The organism is Caulobacter sp. GW821-FHT11E11 (genome assembly GCF_058808315.1).
In genome coordinates this window covers 479,566-495,972 of the sequence record NZ_JBXARO010000002.1, presented here as the reverse complement: position 1 = coordinate 495,972, position 16,407 = coordinate 479,566, and the positions used below count along the sequence as shown (strand labels likewise).

Annotated in this window: 18 protein-coding genes; 7 read left to right on the top strand and 11 right to left on the bottom strand. The window is 68.3% G+C overall.

The window, feature by feature from the left end:
* Positions 1-27 precede the first annotated feature (27 nt).
* The gene (locus AC1RR5_RS06405) at positions 28-996 is read left to right on the top strand and encodes an endonuclease/exonuclease/phosphatase family protein (RefSeq protein ID WP_492920310.1); all 969 of its coding nucleotides are present in this window, start codon (positions 28-30) and stop codon (positions 994-996) included.
* Positions 997-1,053: 57 nt separating this feature from the next.
* Here AC1RR5_RS06405 and AC1RR5_RS06400 read toward each other — a convergent pair whose 3' ends face one another.
* From AC1RR5_RS06400 to AC1RR5_RS06370, 7 genes are all read right to left on the bottom strand, one after another.
* Complete coding sequence (locus AC1RR5_RS06400) at positions 1,054-1,521, bottom strand: peptidylprolyl isomerase (RefSeq protein WP_492920308.1); 468 nt, start codon at positions 1,519-1,521, stop codon at positions 1,054-1,056.
* A gap of 91 nt (positions 1,522-1,612) precedes the next feature.
* On the bottom strand, positions 1,613-2,431 hold the full coding sequence (locus AC1RR5_RS06395) for a peptidylprolyl isomerase (protein WP_492920307.1): 819 nt from the start codon (positions 2,429-2,431) through the stop codon (positions 1,613-1,615).
* 1 nt (position 2,432) lies between these two features.
* Positions 2,433-3,251 carry a peptidylprolyl isomerase gene (locus AC1RR5_RS06390; protein WP_492920306.1) on the bottom strand — a complete coding sequence of 273 codons (819 nt, stop codon included), beginning with the start codon at positions 3,249-3,251 and terminating at the stop codon, positions 2,433-2,435.
* Positions 3,252-3,395: 144 nt separating this feature from the next.
* A complete protein-coding gene (locus AC1RR5_RS06385) occupies positions 3,396-4,010 on the bottom strand; it encodes a hemerythrin domain-containing protein (protein WP_492920305.1) in 615 nt (204 codons plus the stop codon).
* A gap of 84 nt (positions 4,011-4,094) precedes the next feature.
* A complete protein-coding gene (coaD, locus tag AC1RR5_RS06380; RefSeq protein ID WP_492920304.1) occupies positions 4,095-4,586 on the bottom strand; it encodes a pantetheine-phosphate adenylyltransferase in 492 nt (163 codons plus the stop codon).
* A gap of 28 nt (positions 4,587-4,614) precedes the next feature.
* The gene (gyrA, locus tag AC1RR5_RS06375) at positions 4,615-7,371 is read right to left on the bottom strand and encodes a DNA gyrase subunit A (RefSeq protein WP_492920303.1); all 2,757 of its coding nucleotides are present in this window, start codon (positions 7,369-7,371) and stop codon (positions 4,615-4,617) included.
* Positions 7,372-7,457: 86 nt separating this feature from the next.
* The gene (locus AC1RR5_RS06370; protein WP_492920302.1) at positions 7,458-7,607 is read right to left on the bottom strand and encodes a hypothetical protein; all 150 of its coding nucleotides are present in this window, start codon (positions 7,605-7,607) and stop codon (positions 7,458-7,460) included.
* On the opposite strand from AC1RR5_RS06370, the gene sodC reads away from it, so the two are divergent.
* Positions 7,606-8,130 (top strand): superoxide dismutase[Cu-Zn], encoded by a 525-nt coding sequence (sodC, locus tag AC1RR5_RS06365; RefSeq protein WP_492920301.1) that lies wholly within the window; start codon positions 7,606-7,608, stop codon positions 8,128-8,130. The two genes, AC1RR5_RS06370 and sodC, sit on opposite strands and share 2 nt — an antisense overlap.
* A 2-nt stretch (positions 8,131-8,132) precedes the next feature.
* On the top strand, positions 8,133-8,603 hold the full coding sequence (locus AC1RR5_RS06360) for a hypothetical protein (RefSeq protein ID WP_492920300.1): 471 nt from the start codon (positions 8,133-8,135) through the stop codon (positions 8,601-8,603).
* On the opposite strand, the gene AC1RR5_RS06355 is transcribed toward AC1RR5_RS06360, so the two are convergent.
* Both AC1RR5_RS06355 and AC1RR5_RS06350 read right to left on the bottom strand, forming a co-directional pair.
* Positions 8,593-9,504 (bottom strand): DMT family transporter, encoded by a 912-nt coding sequence (locus AC1RR5_RS06355; RefSeq protein WP_492920299.1) that lies wholly within the window; start codon positions 9,502-9,504, stop codon positions 8,593-8,595. The genes AC1RR5_RS06360 and AC1RR5_RS06355 overlap by 11 nt on opposite strands.
* A gap of 32 nt (positions 9,505-9,536) precedes the next feature.
* On the bottom strand, positions 9,537-10,799 hold the full coding sequence (locus AC1RR5_RS06350; protein ID WP_492920298.1) for an adenosylmethionine--8-amino-7-oxononanoate transaminase: 1,263 nt from the start codon (positions 10,797-10,799) through the stop codon (positions 9,537-9,539).
* 71 nt (positions 10,800-10,870) lie between these two features.
* Between AC1RR5_RS06350 and bioF the strand changes: the two genes are divergently transcribed.
* Together bioF and bioD are read left to right on the top strand one after the other, a co-directional pair.
* Positions 10,871-12,013, top strand: coding sequence for an 8-amino-7-oxononanoate synthase (bioF, locus tag AC1RR5_RS06345; RefSeq protein ID WP_492920296.1), 1,143 nt, complete (start codon positions 10,871-10,873; stop codon positions 12,011-12,013).
* Positions 12,010-12,666 (top strand): dethiobiotin synthase, encoded by a 657-nt coding sequence (gene bioD, locus AC1RR5_RS06340; protein WP_492920294.1) that lies wholly within the window; start codon positions 12,010-12,012, stop codon positions 12,664-12,666. The genes bioF and bioD overlap by 4 nt, the downstream gene beginning before the upstream one ends.
* On the opposite strand, the gene AC1RR5_RS06335 is transcribed toward bioD, so the two are convergent.
* A complete protein-coding gene (locus AC1RR5_RS06335) occupies positions 12,655-13,509 on the bottom strand; it encodes an NAD(P)-dependent oxidoreductase (protein WP_492920292.1) in 855 nt (284 codons plus the stop codon). The two genes, bioD and AC1RR5_RS06335, sit on opposite strands and share 12 nt — an antisense overlap.
* A 115-nt stretch (positions 13,510-13,624) precedes the next feature.
* Here AC1RR5_RS06335 and AC1RR5_RS06330 point away from each other — a divergent pair, with 115 nt between their 5' ends.
* A complete protein-coding gene (locus tag AC1RR5_RS06330) occupies positions 13,625-14,524 on the top strand; it encodes a flagellar motor protein MotB (RefSeq protein WP_492920291.1) in 900 nt (299 codons plus the stop codon).
* Positions 14,525-14,646: 122 nt separating this feature from the next.
* Positions 14,647-15,489 (top strand): arginyltransferase, encoded by an 843-nt coding sequence (locus AC1RR5_RS06325; RefSeq protein WP_492920289.1) that lies wholly within the window; start codon positions 14,647-14,649, stop codon positions 15,487-15,489.
* Positions 15,490-15,629: 140 nt separating this feature from the next.
* Here the strand turns inward: AC1RR5_RS06325 and AC1RR5_RS06320 are convergent, their stop codons facing one another.
* On the bottom strand, positions 15,630-16,397 hold the full coding sequence (locus AC1RR5_RS06320) for an SDR family oxidoreductase (protein WP_492920287.1): 768 nt from the start codon (positions 16,395-16,397) through the stop codon (positions 15,630-15,632).
* Between the last annotated feature and the right edge of the window lie 10 nt (positions 16,398-16,407).

Below are 16,407 nucleotides of genomic sequence, written 5' to 3'. Positions count from 1 at the left end.
TCACACTGGCCGTGCTATGGGCGGCGTATGCGCCTGATCGTTCAGCTCTTGAGTCTTCTCGTTCGCGGCACGGCCCTGATGCTGGGTCTGGTCGGCGCCGGCATGGCCATCGCCTGCCTGGGCGGCGCCTGGAGCGACCGCTTGGACGCCTTCACCCACGCGGCTCCGCTGTGGCTGGCGATGAGCGTCGGCGCGATCGTGCTGGGCGGGATCTTCGCGCGCGACGGCGAGCGCTGGGTGATCGTCGGCCTGGGCGGAACGGCCCTGGCCGCCTGCGCCGTGCTGATGCTACCGGAGCTTTGGGCCGCCGCGCGTTTCAAGCCCGCGACGCCCGCCGCGAGCGATCTGAAGATCATCCAGTTCAATATCTGGCACGAGAACCGGACGCCCGAGAAAACCCTCGCCTGGATTCTGGCGCAGGACGCCGACGTCGTGATGGTCGAGGAAGGCGATTGGTCGACCGTGAAGGGCCTGCGCAGCGCCTACCCCTTCTCCTCTTGCGACAAGAATACCCGCTGCGAGACCTGGATCTTCTCACGCAAGAAGATGATCGCCCGCGGTGGCATGCCGTCGGAGCAGCCCTATCTGGCCGGCGCCTGGGCTACCCTGGCCGATCCCAAGGGCGCCTTCACCGTCGTCGCTACCCACTATACCTGGCCCGTGCCCGCCGGGCTCCAGCAAGCCCAGAGCCGCAAGCTGGCCCGGACCCTGGCGCCCTTCGGCCAGAAGAGCACGATCCTGACCGGCGACTTCAACTCGACGCCCTGGTCTTGGACCCTCAAGCGTCAGGACAAGGCCCTAGGCCTGCGCCGTTGGACCCGCGCCCTGGCCTCGTGGCCGGCCGGCAAGTTCTCGCGCCTGATCGCCGCTCCGGCCCCGTTCCTGCCGATCGACCACGTCTATGCCGGCTCGGAGTGGCACGCGGTGAACGTCGAGCGCGGCCCGTCGCTGGGCTCGGACCATCGGCCGATGGTCGTGACCTTCCGCCGCAAATAGAAAACGGCCCCGGACGAGGTCCGAGGCCGCTCCCAAATTCAGCTGGTCGTCGAGCGCTTAGGCGTCGCCGGCGATCTTGGCGCTGACGATCTTGCCCGGCGCGCGCGGCGGCTCGCCCTTCGGCAGCGCGTCGACATGGTCCATGCCTTCGGTCACCTGGCCCCAGACGGTGTATTGCTTGTCCAGGAAGGTGGCGTCGTCGAACACGATGAAGAACTGGCTGTTGGCCGAGTCCGGGTTCGGGGTGCGGGCCATCGAGACCACACCGCGCACGTGCGGCTCGTCGTTGAACTCGGCCTTCAGGTCTGGCTTGTCCGAACCACCGCGGCCGGTGCCCGACGGATCACCGCCCTGGGCCATGAAGCCCGGGATCACGCGGTGGAAGACAACGCCATCATAGAAGCCCTCGCGCACCAGTTCCTTGATGCGGGCGACGTGGCCCGGCGCCAGGTCGGGACGCAGCTTGATCGTGACCGGACCGCTCTCGAGGGTCAGGATCAGGGTGTTTTCGAGGTCGGCCGACATGGTCTTCCCTTGGATGCCAAGTGTTGTGACGCGCTTCTAGCGCGGTTCACGCACGTCTGTGAACCAAGTTTGGGCCGGAAAGCGGTAGCGGCTAACGGATCTCGACCGGCGGGTCGATGTCGCACACGGAGAAATCGGCCCCTTTCAGGGTCCGCAGGCGCTTGGTCTCGGCCGCGAACCAGGGGCCCTTGGGGTCGATCACCCGGACCTTGGGACGTTCGCCTTCGGGAATGTCGCTCAGCAGCCGGACCTTCTGCATCAAGTCCTGCGGGGCGGGCACGGGCTCGCCGGCCTTGATGGCGCGCACTGCTTCCAGGCCGCTGATCACCCGGCCGAAGGCCGTGTAGCGCTTGTCCAGCGATGGATACGGCTGGCGCATCAGGAAGAACTGGCTGTTGGCCGAATTGTTGTCCTCGTCGCGCGCCATGCCTAGCACGCCGGGGCAATAGGTCCCCCAGGCCGAGACCTTCTTGTCGCTGGTCATCTCGGACCAGCTCCATGCCTGGCTGACGACGGGCAGCGACTTGACGAAGCCGACCTCGAGCCCGGCCGGCGCGGCCATGGCGACAAAGGCCGTGTCGGCTGTGCGGCGGAAGGTGAATTCGGCCTTCAGGTTGGGACGGTCCGAGCCGCCCTCCCCCGTATTGGTCGGATCCCCCGTCTGGGCCATGAACCGGTCGATGACGCGGAAGAAGGTCCGGCCGTCATAGAGGCCCGCGCGGGTCAGGTCCTGCAGGCGCGCCACGTGATTGGGCGCGACCTCGGGGATCATCTCGACCAGCACGCGGCCCTTGTTGGTGTCGATGACCAGCACCGTCTCGGGCGCCGGCGTCCGCCAGTCCGCCTCGGTGGGCTTGGCCGGAGCCGCCGCCGCCACGCCGACGGCCATCAGGGCGAACGCCAGGGTCATGTCACTTCACCTGCACGGGAACGTCGACGTCGCAGTTGGTGAAGCTGCCGCCCAGCTCGCCCTGGCGCTTGGCGACCAGGGCCTTGAAGGCGGCCGAGCCGGTATTCATCACCTGGACGCTGGGACGCTTGTCGGACGGCAGGTCGGCCAGCAGCTTGACGCTGATCATCTTGTCCTGCGGGTCCGGCACCGGCTCGCCGGTCTTGATGGCGCGCACGGCCTCCAGGCCCTGCAGCACGCGGCCGAAGGCGGTGTAGGTCTTGTCCAGCGAGGCGTTGGCCTGGCGCATGAAGAAGAACTGGCTGTTGGCGCTGTCGGGATCGCCGGCGCGGGCCATGCCCAAGACGCCCGAGCAGAAGTTGCCCCAGGTCGCGACCTTGCGGTCGGCGGTCATCACGGCCAGGGCCGAGTTCTGGCTGGTCACCGGCAGGGCGTCGACCCAGCCGGCCTCGCTGCTGCCGACCTTGAAGCTCTGGGCCACCGGCGTGTCCGCGCCGCGGCGGAAGGTGAACTCGGCCACCAGGTTCGGTTGGTCCGAACCGCCCTGCCCGGTGTTCTGCGGATCGCCCGTCTGGGCCATGAAGTCGCTGATCACACGGAAGAAGGTCAGGCCGTCATAGAAACCGCTCTTCACCAGCCCGCGCACGCGCTCGACATGGTTCGGCGCGGCCAGCGGATAGAGCTCGGCGATGATCCGGCCCTTGTTGGTCTCGACGACGATGACGTTGTTGGGGTCGGGCGTGCGCCAGTCCGCAGCCGTTTGGGCTGAGGCCGTGGTGGCGGTAAGCGCCAACGCGGCGGCGGTCATGGCGAGCTTCATCGAATTCCCCGAACAGAATAGGCCGGGTGGGCGTAGAACGACACGGCCTCCCCGACAAGTGCGGCGACCGTTCAAGCGCACGATTCCGGCCGCTTCGGGGCAGAGCGCGGGGCTTCACCGGGATCTCGGCGGGGCGCGCGGCCCCTAGTCCTTGAGTTTGATCTTCTTCTCGATCACCGCGCTGGCCTTCTCGGCCTTCTTGCGACGCTCGAAGACCTGACGCATGTGGCGCACGTCGCTGGCGCTGAGATGCTCTTCCGCCGCGACGAACTGCTCCTGCTCCTCCTCGCGGATATGGTGCAGGTACTCCTCCTTCAACCCCGCGAACCGGCGCAGCCAGCCGGGCGAGCCCATGTCGCGGGCCGCCAGGTCGGCCAGCATGTCGTCGATTTCCTTGTGCTCGGAAATGGCGTGGCGGGCGAAGTCGGTCGTCGCCGGATCGCGCAGCACCGATGACCACAACGCCTGCTCCTCGGCCGCCGCGTGGGCCTTGAGCTCGCGCGTCAGTTCCTCGAACAGCACCCGGCGATCCTCGGAGTCGCCTTGGGTCTCCTCGATCATGGCCAGCAGCGCGCGATGGCGGTCATGATCCTCGACCAGACGACCGAAGACGTCGGGGTCGCCCCGGAACGTGGTCTTGGGCGTGCTGCCGATGCGAGCGGCGATGTGCGGCGCGATCGCCTTGGCCTTGGCGATGGCCTCGACCTTGGCGTCGTGCTCACGGCGAGCGGTTGAAACGTCCTGCGTCTGGCCCGGCATGGCTTAAGCTCCCTCTGAAACCGGTCGCCGATGATGACCGGTCGTTCAGAACGCCTAAGCGCAGGCTCGCCGAAAAGTTCCGCTTCAGCCCTTCCGCACCTTCGCCACCAACTGCTCGGCCACGTTCGCGGGCACGAACTTGGAGATGTCGCCGCCCAGGGTGGCGATCTCCTTCACCAGGCGCGAGGCGATGGCCTGGTGGCGCGGGTCGGCCATCAGGAAGACGGTCTCGATCTCGCGATCCAGCTGCTGGTTCATCGCCGTCATCTGGAATTCGTATTCGAAGTCGGCCACGGCCCGCAGGCCGCGCACGATCATCTGGGCGTTCACTTCGCGGGCAAAGTGCATCAAGAGGCTCTCGAACGGCCGGACCTCGATCTGGGCGATCTTGGTCAGGTGCGCCGTTTCCTTCTCCAGGATGGCGACCCGTTCCTCCAGCGAGAACAGCGGCCCCTTGCCGATGTTCACGGCGACCCCGATCACCAGCTTGTCGACCAGCTTCACGGCCCGACCGATGATGTCGAGGTGACCGTTGGTGACCGGATCAAAGGTCCCCGGATAAAGCCCAACCCGCATGCAACCCCCTGCTTCTGGTTACGAGGGTTTACGGGGTCTCGTCCGCCCCGCTGTCCTCGCCCTGGTTGTCGTCTCCGCCGGAATCGGCGAGGCGCTCGACGCTGACGACGTGCTCGTCCTGCGCGGTGCGGAAGATGGTTACGCCTTGAGTATTCCGCGCTGCAACACGAATTTGCGAGACAGGCACCCGAATAAGTTGACCTTGATCAGTTACCATCAGGATCTGGTCGCTGTCCTCGATCGGGAACGAGCCCACCAGACGGCCGCCACGCTTGCTCAGGTCCTGCGCGGCAAGGCCCTGGCCGCCACGGCCCGTACGACGGAAATCATAGGCGCTGGTGCGCTTGCCGAAGCCTTCCGACGACACGGTCAGCAGGATTTCCTCGGCCGCGCCCAGTTCGGCGATGCGTTCCGGCGTCAGGGTGGTCTCGTCGCCGTCCTCTTCGCCCTCTTCCACGGCGACCGGGGCGTCCTCGCCCTCCTCGCCCGCCGCGCGCAGCATGGCGCGCTGGTGCTTCAGATAGGCGGCGCGTTCGGCCGGGGTGGCGTCGACGCTGCGCAGGACGGCCATCGAGATGACGGTGTCCTCGTTCGCCAGCCTCACGCCGCGCACGCCGGTCGAGTCACGGCTGGCGAACACGCGCACCTCGTCGACCGAGAAGCGGATGCAGCGGCCGGCCGCCGTGGTCAGCAGCACATCCTGGTCGGCGTTGCAGACCGAGACGCCGACGATGCCGTCGCCGTCGTCCAGCTTCATGGCGATCTTGCCGTTGCGGCGGACGTCCACGAAGTCGGAAAGCTTGTTGCGACGCACGCTGCCCGAGCGGGTGGCGAACATCACGTCCAGGCCGCCCCAGGTCGCCTCGTCCTCCGGCAGGGCCAGGATCGAGGTGATGGTTTCGCCCGGCTCGATCGGCAGCAGGTTGACGAACGCCTTGCCGCGCGAATTGGCGACGCCCTGCGGCAGGCGCCACACCTTCATCTTGTAGACCTTGCCGCCCGAGGTGAAGAACAGCAGCGGCGCGTGGGTCGAGGCCGAGAACACGCGGGTGACGGCGTCCTCGGTCTTGGTCGCCATGCCCGACTTGCCCTTGCCGCCCCGGTGCTGGGTGCGGTAGGCGGCCAGAGGCGTGCGCTTGACGTAGCCGCTCATGGTGACGGTGATGACCATGTCCTCGCGGACGATCAGGTCCTCGTCTTCCATGTCGGCGTCGCCGTCGACCAGCTGGCTGCGGCGCGGGATGGCGAACTTCTCGCGGACCTCGACCAGCTCCTCGCGGACCACGGCCATGATGTTGGCGCGGTCGGACAGCAGGTCGAGATAGCCCTGGATGGCGTCGGCCAGGGCCGTGGCCTCGTTGCCGATCTCGTCACGGCCCAGGCCGGTCAAGCGCGACAGGGTCAGGGCCAGGATGGCGCGGGCCTGCTCGTCGGTCAGGCGGATCAGGCCGCCCTCTTCCTGCACGGTGCGCGGGTCGGCGATCAGCTCGACCAGCGGCAGCATGTCGCCGGCCGGCCAGGACTTGGCCACCAGCCGCTCGCGGGCCTCGGTCGGGTCCTTGGACGAGCGGATGATGTGGATGAACTCGTCGATGTTGGCGACGGCGATGGTCAGGCCGACCAGCACGTGGCCGCGATCACGGGCCTTGCCCAGTTCAAACTTGGTCCGGCGGACGACGACTTCCTCGCGGAACTCGACGAACAGCTGCAGCAGCTTGTGCAGGCCCATCTGCTCGGGACGGCCGCGGTTCAGGGCCAGCATGTTGACGCCGAACGAGCTCTGCAGCGCCGTGAAGCGGTACAGCTGGTTCAGGATCACTTCGCCCGAGGCGTCGCGCTTCAGCTCGATGACGATGCGCATGCCGTCGCGGTTGGACTCGTCGCGGATGTCGGCGATGCCCTCGAGCTTCTTGTCGCGGACCAGCTCGGCGATGTGCTCGACCAGGTTGGCCTTGTTCACCTGATACGGGATCTCGGTGACGATGATGGCTTCGCGGCCGGCGCGCAGCTCTTCCACGCTGGCGACGCCGCGCATGATGACCGAGCCGCGGCCCGTCAGCAGCGCCTGGCGCGGGCCCGCGCGACCGATGATCTCGCCGCCGGTCGGGAAGTCGGGACCGGGCACCAAGTCCAGCAGCTGGTCGGTGGTGACGCTGGGGTCGTCGATCAGCAGCAGGCAGGCGTCGATGATCTCGCCTAGGTTATGCGGCGGGATGTTGGTGGCCATGCCGACAGCGATGCCGCCCGCGCCGTTGACCAGCAGGTTGGGAATCCGCGCCGGCAGGACGGTGGGTTCCTGCTCCTTGCCGTCATAGTTGTCGGCGAAGTCGACCGTGTCCTTGTCCAGGTCGGCCAGCAGCGACATGGCCGGCGGGGCCATGCGGCACTCGGTGTAACGCATGGCGGCGGGCATATCGCCGTCGACCGAACCGAAGTTGCCCTGGCCGTCGATGAGGACGAGACCCATCGAGAACGACTGGGTCATGCGGACCAGGGTGAAGTAGATCGAGGCGTCGCCGTGCGGGTGATACTTACCCATGACGTCACCGACCACGCGGGCCGACTTGACGTACGGACGCTCGGGCGTCTGCCCTTGCTCGTGCATCGAGAACAGCACCCGACGGTGCACGGGCTTGAGACCGTCGCGCGCGTCCGGCAGGGCGCGGCTGACGATCACGCTCATGGCGTAGTCGAGATAAGAGCGGCGGAGCTCGTCCTCGATATTGATCGGGGCGACATCCCCGCGCGGACCGTCAGCGGGGATCGTGGTGTGTTCGTCGCTCAAGGGGATTTTTCGCCGTCAGAATCGGACACGGAACAGTCTGAAACTGTTAGCATTGGGATAAGGAAGGCGCCACCTTCACGGCCGTTTCATCCCCAGAGCCTGTCCATTTTCGATGTTTCCATCGGAAATGGAAAAACAGGCTCTGTTTCAAATAGTTGAGCGTGGCTGCCGCCGAAACCGCTTACACTTTCGGCTGCCACGCTCAATGTTCGCTTGAATCCGAAGGAAAAACGCATGATCCGCCTCCACGCCGCCACCGGTGTCGTCCTCGCCGCCCTGCTGGCCGCCTCCCCGGCCCTGGCCCAGACCACCGCGACCGCCGTGGTCAAGACCGGCGACGGCAAGGACGCCGGCGTCGTGACGGCGACCGAAGCGCCCCACGGCGTGTTGCTGAAGCTGGAGCTGAAGAGCCTGGCGCCGGGCTGGCATGCGATCCACTTCCACGAGAAGGGCGACTGCGGCGCGCCGGACTTCAAGTCGGCCGGCGCCCACGTCCACACGGCCGCGACGACCGTACACGGCCTGCTGAACCCCGACTCCAACGACAGCGGCGACCTGCCCAACGTCTTCGCCGGCGCCGACGGCGCGGCCACGGCCGAGGTCTATTCCACCCTGGTGTCGCTGAAGGGCGCCGGCGGCCGCCCGGCCCTGCTGGACGGCGACGGCAGCGCGATCGTCGTCCACGCCAGCCCCGACGACCACAAGACCCAGCCGATCGGCGGCGCCGGCGCCCGCGCGGCCTGCGGCGTGATCAAGTAGTCATGCGCACTTGGCGGCTGTCGCTTCTCGCTGTCGTGCTGGCCGCGACGGCCGCCTGCCATGACTCCAAGACGTCCAAGGACGCCAAGCCGGCGCCGGCGTCCGTCACCGAACTAGTGTCGATCGCCTGGGCGCCGACGAACGTCAACCAGAACCTCCAGAGCTTCGAACTGCAACTGACCGGGGCGGACATCGTCTCGGTCTGCCGCAAGCCGCCCGGCTGGATCCTCGAAGGCTCGGGCGCGGCGATCAAAGGCTATGCGACGGTGGGCGCGGGCTTCGTCGGCGCCGAGCACCTGGATGACCTCGAGGGCCTCTTCCTGATCCGCACCCGAGCCGGCCAGCCGCTGGGCGTCAGCGGCAAGCTGCTGACCGGCGTCTATGCCGACGATGGCGGCCAGAGCGAGGTCGCGGCGACACCGGCCCTGCTGCGCCGCCAGCCAGCGACGCAATGCCCGCCGCCTAAGGGCTAGCGGTCTCGGCCACGGCCTGCGCCGCCTTGGCCCGCTTCTCGGTCAGGGCCACCAGCGCCACGCCGACCATGGTCGCGCCGCCGCCGATCACCAGCTGGGCGGTCAGCTTGTCGCCCAACAACAGAATGCCGATCGTGCACGACACCAGAGGGGTCAGCAGGAAATAGGGCGTCACGCGCCCGGCCTCGCGCCGCTGGACCAGCCAGAACAGCAGGGCGCTGGCCCCGATGGTCGACACCACGCCGGCGAACAGCACACACAGCCAGGCGATTGGCGGGGCGGCCTGGGCCTTGGCGACCTGATCGGTCTCGAACAGGGCCGACATGGTCAGCAGCACCGGCGCGGCGACCAGGGCCGTCATGCCCTGCAGCTTCAGCGGCTTGATGCCGGGCGTCTTGCGCACCAGCACCGTGGCCACGGCCCAGCAGGCGCTGGCGACGACGATCAGCGAGATCGCCGGCAAGTCGCCCGCCGCGTGCGGGTCCAGGCTCATCCAGACCACGCCGACGAAGGCGATCATCAGCCCGATCACCGCCGGCGGGCGCATGGTCTCGCCCAGCATCCGCCAGGCGAAGATGGCCGTGAACGGGATCCACAGCTGGCTGGCCACCACCAGCGGGCTCAGGGCGTCGGCCATGCTGAAGGCCACATAGATGACGCCGAAATGGATCGGGCCCGTCAGCAGCACGATCAGCAGCAGCTTCTTGGGCTCGGGGAACGGCGGCCGGATGAACGGGAACAGGAAGACCAGCGCCGAGGCGAACCGCAGCCCGCCCATCATCATCGGCGGCAGATAGGCCGTCGCCACCTTGGCGGCGGCGTTGTTGACTCCCCAGGTCAGGATGATCGCCAGGATGGCGAGATATTCCACGACCGTAAGCGGAGACGACTTGGAGGACATGGCCGTGCTTGGACCAGACCAGCCGGCCTGGGTCAATCGACGCCGACCACCTTGCGGACAGCGGCTGTCAGCAGATCGAGATCCGCATCCGGCGTCGCGAAGGCCGGGGTCAGATAGACCACCTTGCCCATCGGCCGGATCCAGGCGCCCAGTTCGGCGAAACGGGCGCAGAGTTCGCCAACCGCCACCGGCGCCTCGAACTCCACGACGCCGATCGCGCCCAGGATCCGGACATCAACCACGCCCTGCCCCGCCCGGCACGGTTCCAACCCGTCGGCCAAAGCCGCCGAGACCCGCGCCACGTCCTTGGCCCAGCCGCCGTCCTCGAACAGATCGAGCGAGGCGTTGGCCGCCGCGCAGGCCAGCGGATTGGCCATGTAGGTGGGGCCGTGCATCAGGGCCGCGCCCGCGTCGTCGGACCAGAAGGCCTCGAACACCTTCCGAGAAGCCACCGCCGCCGACAGCGGCAGGGTGCCGCCGGTCAGGGCCTTGGACAGGGTGACGATGTCGGGCTCGATCCCCGCCGCCTGCATGGCGAACAGGGTCCCGGTGCGGCCAAAGCCGGTGAAGATTTCGTCGAACACCAGCAGCACGCCGTGCTTGTCGGCCAGGCGGCGCAGGGTGCGCAGCACCTCCGGCGGATGTAGCAGCATGCCGCCCGCGCCTTGGACCAGCGGCTCGACGAGGATCGCCGCGATCTCGTGACCGCGCGCCGTTAGCAGCGCATCCAGCGCCGCTTCGCTGTCGGCATCGCGCGGCAGGTTGGCGATCACCTGGTCGGGCATGACGCCGGCGAACAGGCTGTGCATGCCCTCCTCCGGGTCGCAGATCGTCATCGTCGCCAGGGTGTCGCCGTGATAGCCGCCCCGGAAGGCCAGGAACTTGGTTCGGCCCGAGACGCCGCGATTGATCTGGAACTGCAGCGCCATCTTCATGGCGATCTCGACCGAGACCGAGCCGCTCTCGGCGAAGAACACGTGGTCCAGCTCGCCCGGCAGCAGCTTGGCCAGCCGCGCGGCCAGGCGATAGGCCGGCTCGTGCGCCAGGCCGCCGAACATCACGTGCGGCATGGTCTCGATCTGCGCGCGCAAGGCGTCGGCGATGTGCGGATGGTTGTAGCCGTGGCAGGCCGTCCACCACGAGGCCAGGCCGTCGACCAGCTCGCGCCCATCGGCCAGCACCAGCCGCGAGCCCTTGGTCGCCACGACCGGCAGCGGCGGCCGCGCGGTCTTCATCTGGCAGTACGGACGCCAGACGTGCGGCGCGCCGGCGGTCAGCCAGTCGGGTTGGGTCATGACGCTTTCCGTTTGCGGACTCGGGGCGCCTTGCCTATGCCCCCGCTCCATCGGCCGCAAAGGGAAACGACATGCAGAGCCTCGACGCCTTCGCCGGCGAGAAGCTGGCCGCCCTGGACGCCAAGAGCCTGCGCCGCCGCCTCAAGCCCACCCGCCGCCACGACGGCGCCGTGGTCGAGCGCGACGGCAAGCGGCTGATCTCGTTCTCGTGCAACGACTATCTGGGCCTGTCCCAACACCCCCTCGTCCGCGCGGCGGCGGCGGAAGCGGCGCTCAACTACGGCGCCGGCGCGGCCGCCTCGCGGCTGGTCACCGGCGACCATCCGCTGCTCAGCGACCTGGAGCGCCGCTTGGCCCGGCTTAAGGGTACTGAAGCGGCCTGCGTGTTCGGCTCGGGCTATCTGGCCAATACCGGCGTCATCCCCACCCTGGTCGGCCCTGGCGACGTGATCTTCGTCGACGCCCTGGCTCACGCCTGCATCTGGGCGGGCGCACAGCTGTCGGGCGCCAAGATCGTCCGCTTCGCCCACAACGACGTCGAGGACCTGGCGAGACTGCTGGAGGCCGAGCGCCACCAAGCGCGCCGCGCCCTGGTCGCCACCGACGGCGTGTTCTCCATGGACGGCGACATCGCCCCGCTGGACCAGCTCTCCGCCCTTTGCGAGCAGCACGACGCTTGGCTGCTCAGCGACGACGCCCACGGGGTTGGAGTGTTGGCGGAGGGCAAAGGCTCGGCCGCCCTGTTCCCGGACGCCCACATCCCGCTGCAGATGGGCACCCTGTCCAAGGCGCTGGGTTCGTACGGCGGCTACCTGTGCGGCTCGCAGGCGGTGATCGACCTGCTGAAGACCCGCGCCCGCACCCTGGTCTACGCCACCGGCCTGCCGCCCGCTTCCGCCGCCGCCGCCCTGGCCTCCTTGGACCTGATCGAGGCCGACGCCGCCTTCACCGAGCAGCCGCTGGCCAAGGCCCGCCTGTTCACCCGCCGCGTGGGCCTATCCGACGCCCAGAGCCCGATCGTGCCGGTGATCATGGGCGACGCCGACACCGCCCTCGCCGCCTCGGCCGCCCTGGAAGCGCAAGGCTTCCTGGTCGTCGCCATCCGCCCCCCGACCGTGCCCGAAGGCACCGCCCGCCTGCGCGTGGCCTTCTGCGCCGAGCACGCTGACGCCGACGTCTTCCGCCTGGCCGACGCCGTGGCGGCGCTGCGATGAAAAGCGTCTTCGTCGCCGGAACCGGCACTGACCTGGGCAAGACCCACATCGCCTGCGCCCTGCTCCGCGCCGCCCGCGCTCGGGGCCTCAGTGTCGACGCCTTCAAGCCCGTGGTCAGCGGCTTCGATCCCGCGCAGCCCGAGACCAGCGACCCCGCCCGCCTCGCCGCCGCGCTAGGCCGTCCCGACGCCTGGGCCCAGATCTCCCCCCGCTTCTACCGCGCGCCGCTGGCCCCGAACCTGGCCGCCCGGCTGGAGGGCGACACCTTGGCCATGGCCGACCTCGTCGCCGACTGCCGCACCTGGCTGGACACTCGCGACGTCGATCTCGCCCTGGTCGAAGGCGCCGGCGGGGTCATGTCGCCGATGACCGACGACGCGACGAACTTGGACCTGATGACCGCCCTGGCCCTGCCCGTCCTGCTGGTGGCCGGCAGCTACCTGGGCACGGCCAGCCACTTGCTGACGGCGCTGGAGGTCCTGCGCGCACGCGGCCTGACCGTCGCTGCGATCGTGGTCAGCGAAAGCCTCGACGCGCCGGACCTGGCTCAGACCGTGGACATGCTCCGCGCCTTCGAACGGCAAACGCCGATCGTCGTCGCCCCACGCGATCCCGAATGGGATGCGGCCGAGCTGGCAGCCCTACTTCTCTAGTCGCGCCACCAGGCTCGACGTGTCCCAGCGGTTCCCGCCCATCGCCTGGACCTCGGCGTAGAACTGGTCGATCAGCGCCGTGCTTTCGAGATTGGCGCCATTGCGGCCCGCCTCCTCCAGCGCGATCCCCAGGTCCTTGCGCATCCAGTCGACCGCGAAGCCGAAGTCGAACTTGCCCTGGGCCATGGTCGGCCAGCGGTTTTCCATCTGCCACGACTGGGCCGCGCCCTTGGAGATGGCGGCCAGGACGTCGTCGGTCGGCAGGCCGGCGCGCTTGGCGAAGTGCAGCGCCTCGGCCACGCCCTGTACGACGCCGGCGATGGCGATCTGGTTGCACATCTTGGTCAGCTGGCCCGAACCGACCTCGCCCATGCGGCGCACGGCCTTGGCGTAGACGTCGATGACCGGCAGCACGCGGTCATAGGCGCCCTGCTCGGCCCCGACCATGATCGTCAGCTGGCCGTTCTCGGCGCCGGCCTGGCCGCCCGAGACCGGGGCGTCGACGAAGCCGTGGCCGGTCTTGGCCAGCAGCTCGGCCATGTCCCGGGCCACGGTGGCCGAGGTGGTAGTGTGATCGATGACAATCGCGCCGTCAGCCAGGGCCGGCAGCGCCTGCGCCACGACGTCGCGGACGTCGGCGTCGTTGCCGACGCACAGCAGCACGACCTCAGCGCCCGCCACCGCCTCGGCGATGGTGTCGAAAGCCTGCCCGCCGTGCTTTTCGGCCCATTTACGGGCCTTTTCGGCGGTGCGGTTGTAGACGGCGACCTCGTGGCCGGCGGCCTTCAGGTGGCCCGCCATCGGAAAGCCCATCACGCCCAGGCCGATAAACGCCGTCTTCATGCCGCTGCTCCACTCGCTGAGCGCCCGGATTACGCGCCCGGCGGGCCTGGCGGCAACCCCATCTTAACGACCTTCGGGCAGGTTCCGGCTTCATGGTTAAGCAGGCTTAAGCACGATGGCGGTCAACAGCGAACAGCCGATCATCATTAAGAAGATCAAGAAGGGCGGCGGTCATGGGCACCATGGCGGCGCCTGGAAGGTCGCCTATGCCGACTTCGTGACGGCGATGATGGCCTTCTTCCTGCTGATGTGGCTGCTGAACACGACCAGCCCAGAACAGAAGCAGGGCATCGCCGACTACTTCGCGCCGGCCTCGATCTCGTCGACCACCAGCGGCTCGGGCGGCATCCTGGGCGGCACCTCGCTGGGCGACGACGGCGCCAAGGCCGACGGCAAGATGTCGGTCATCCAGCAGATGGCCCCCGAAGCCCCCGACCACGTCGACAAGGAAGGCCAGAGCACCGACACCGCCGCCCTGGACTCCGCCAGCGAGCAGGCCCTGCGCGACGCCCTGGCCAAAAAGGAACAGGACGCCTTCGCCTCGGCCGCCCAGTCGCTGCGCCAGTCGCTGCAGGACATGCCGGAACTGGCCGAGCTGTCGAAGCAGATCATGATCGACCAGACCCCGGAAGGCCTGCGCATCCAGCTGGTCGACCAGGAAGGCCGCTCGATGTTCAAGGAAAACGGCAAGGAGCCGAACGACCGCGCCAAGATTCTGCTGCGCGCCGTCGCCAAGGTGATCAACCAGCTTCCCAACCGCGTGACCATCTCGGGCCACACCAGCGCCAACGCGTATGGCAAGAAGCAGGACGGCGACTGGGCCCTGTCGGCCCAACGCGCCGACGCCTCGCGCGTGGTGCTGCGCGGCGCGGGCGTGGACGACGACCGCATCTATCAGGTGTCGGGCAAGGCCAATTCCGAACCGCTGTACGCCGACGACCCGACCCTGGCCGGCAACCGCCGGATCTCGATCGTGCTGTTGCGCGAAAAGCCCGTCCTGCCGGATAATCTCTAGTAGAGGCGGCAACCTGTGACCGTTCGCCGCGTGCGTGCGCGGCGAAGCTTGCGCAACTGAACGCAATGCCCCCTAATCTCGTTCAGGGCTGATCGACATCTACGACAGGGGTTAGGGCTACAGTGACGCAGCATTTTCCGACGCGACAGCTTCGGTTCTTTCTGACGGCGCCCACGCCTTGCCCGTACCTGCCCGGTCGCGAGGAACGGAAGGTGTTCGCCCACCTGCCGCTATCCGATGGCCCCACAGTCAATGACAGCCTGACCCAGGTCGGCTTCCGCCGCTCTCAGAACATCGCCTACCGCCCCGCCTGCGAGACCTGCCGCGCCTGCCAGTCGGCCCGCGCGCCGGCCGCCGAGTACGTGCTGTCGCGCTCGGAGCGGAAAGTCCTGAACCGCAACGACGACCTCGAGCGCCATCTGGTCGAGGCCGAGGCCACGCTGGAGCAGTTCGAGCTGCTGCGCCGCTACCTCCTGGCCCGTCACGCCAATGGCGGCATGGCCGAGATGACCTGGCCCGACTACGTGGCCATGGTCGAGGACACCGCGGTCCGCACCCACCTGATCGAATATCGCAAGAAGTCGCAGGACCGCGGCCCGGGCGACCTCGTGGCCTGCGTGCTGGTGGACGTGCTCGCCGACGGTCTGTCGCTGGTCTACAGCTTCTACGATCCCGACCAGGTTCGCCGCAGCCTGGGCTCGTTCATCATCCTGGACCACATCGTCCAGGCCCAGCAGGGCAGCCTGCCCTACGTCTATCTGGGCTACTGGGTCCCGGGCAGCGAGAAGATGGCCTACAAGGCGCGCTTCTCGCCGCTGGAGATCCTCAAGCCGGGCGGTTGGTCGCTGATGTCGGCCCGCGAACGCGGCGCGAGGCCGCCCAGCAGCATGCGCGGCGGCGCCAAGGATCCGTGTGACCTGCCGCTCAGCGATGCGGAGCCGGCGGATATCGAGGACCTCTCCTAAGTCCGACTTTCCCGGCGAAAGCCGGGACCCAGATCATCGGGCTGTCAGGCTTATGCAGAAACGCCCGCGATCCTGTCCGGAACGCGGGCGCTCTTGCATCTGGCCCCCGGCTTTCGCCGGGGAAATCGGATGATGAGCAGTTACCGCGCGAAGCTCACCCCGCCGTCCACCGTCACCGCGCCGCCCATCACGTAGTCACCCGCCCGCGAGGCCAGGTAGATGGCCGCGCCGGCCATGTCTTCTTCCGTGCCGATGCGGCCGGCCGGGATGGCCTTGGCGACCGCGTCGGCGTGGTCGCGGGCGACCTTGTTCATGTCCGAGGCGAAGGCGCCGGGGGCGATGCAGCTGACGGCGATGTTGTCAGCCGCCAGGCGCAGGGCCATGCGCTTGGTCATGTGCAGCAGGCCGGCCTTGGACGCGCCGTAGGGATAGGTCTCGTCCTTGGTCACCGACTGGCCGTCGATCGAGGCGATATTGATGACCTTGGCCACCCGATCCTTGGCGGCGGCGCGCAGCTCGCCGATCAGGGCCTGGGTCAGGAAGAACGGCGTCTTCATGTTGAGGTCGACGGTCTTGTCCCAGCCGGCCTCCGGGAATTCGTCGAAGCCCGCGCCCCAGGCGGCGCCGGCGTTGTTGACCAGGATGTCGAGCTTGCTCTCGCGCTCCTTGAGGCGGTCGACCAGGCCCTGGATGCCTTCCATGGTCGAGACGTCGCCCGGCAGCGAGACGCACTCGCCGTACTGGCTGAGCTCCTCGGCGGCGGCGTCGCAGGCGGCGGCCTTGCGGGCGGTGATGTACACGCGCGCGGCGCCGTAGGTGAGGAAGCCCTTGGCGATCATCGCGCCGATGCCGCGCGAGCCGCCGGTCACCACGGCCACGCGGCCTTCGAGCGAGAAGAGGTCTTGCATAGTCGTAACT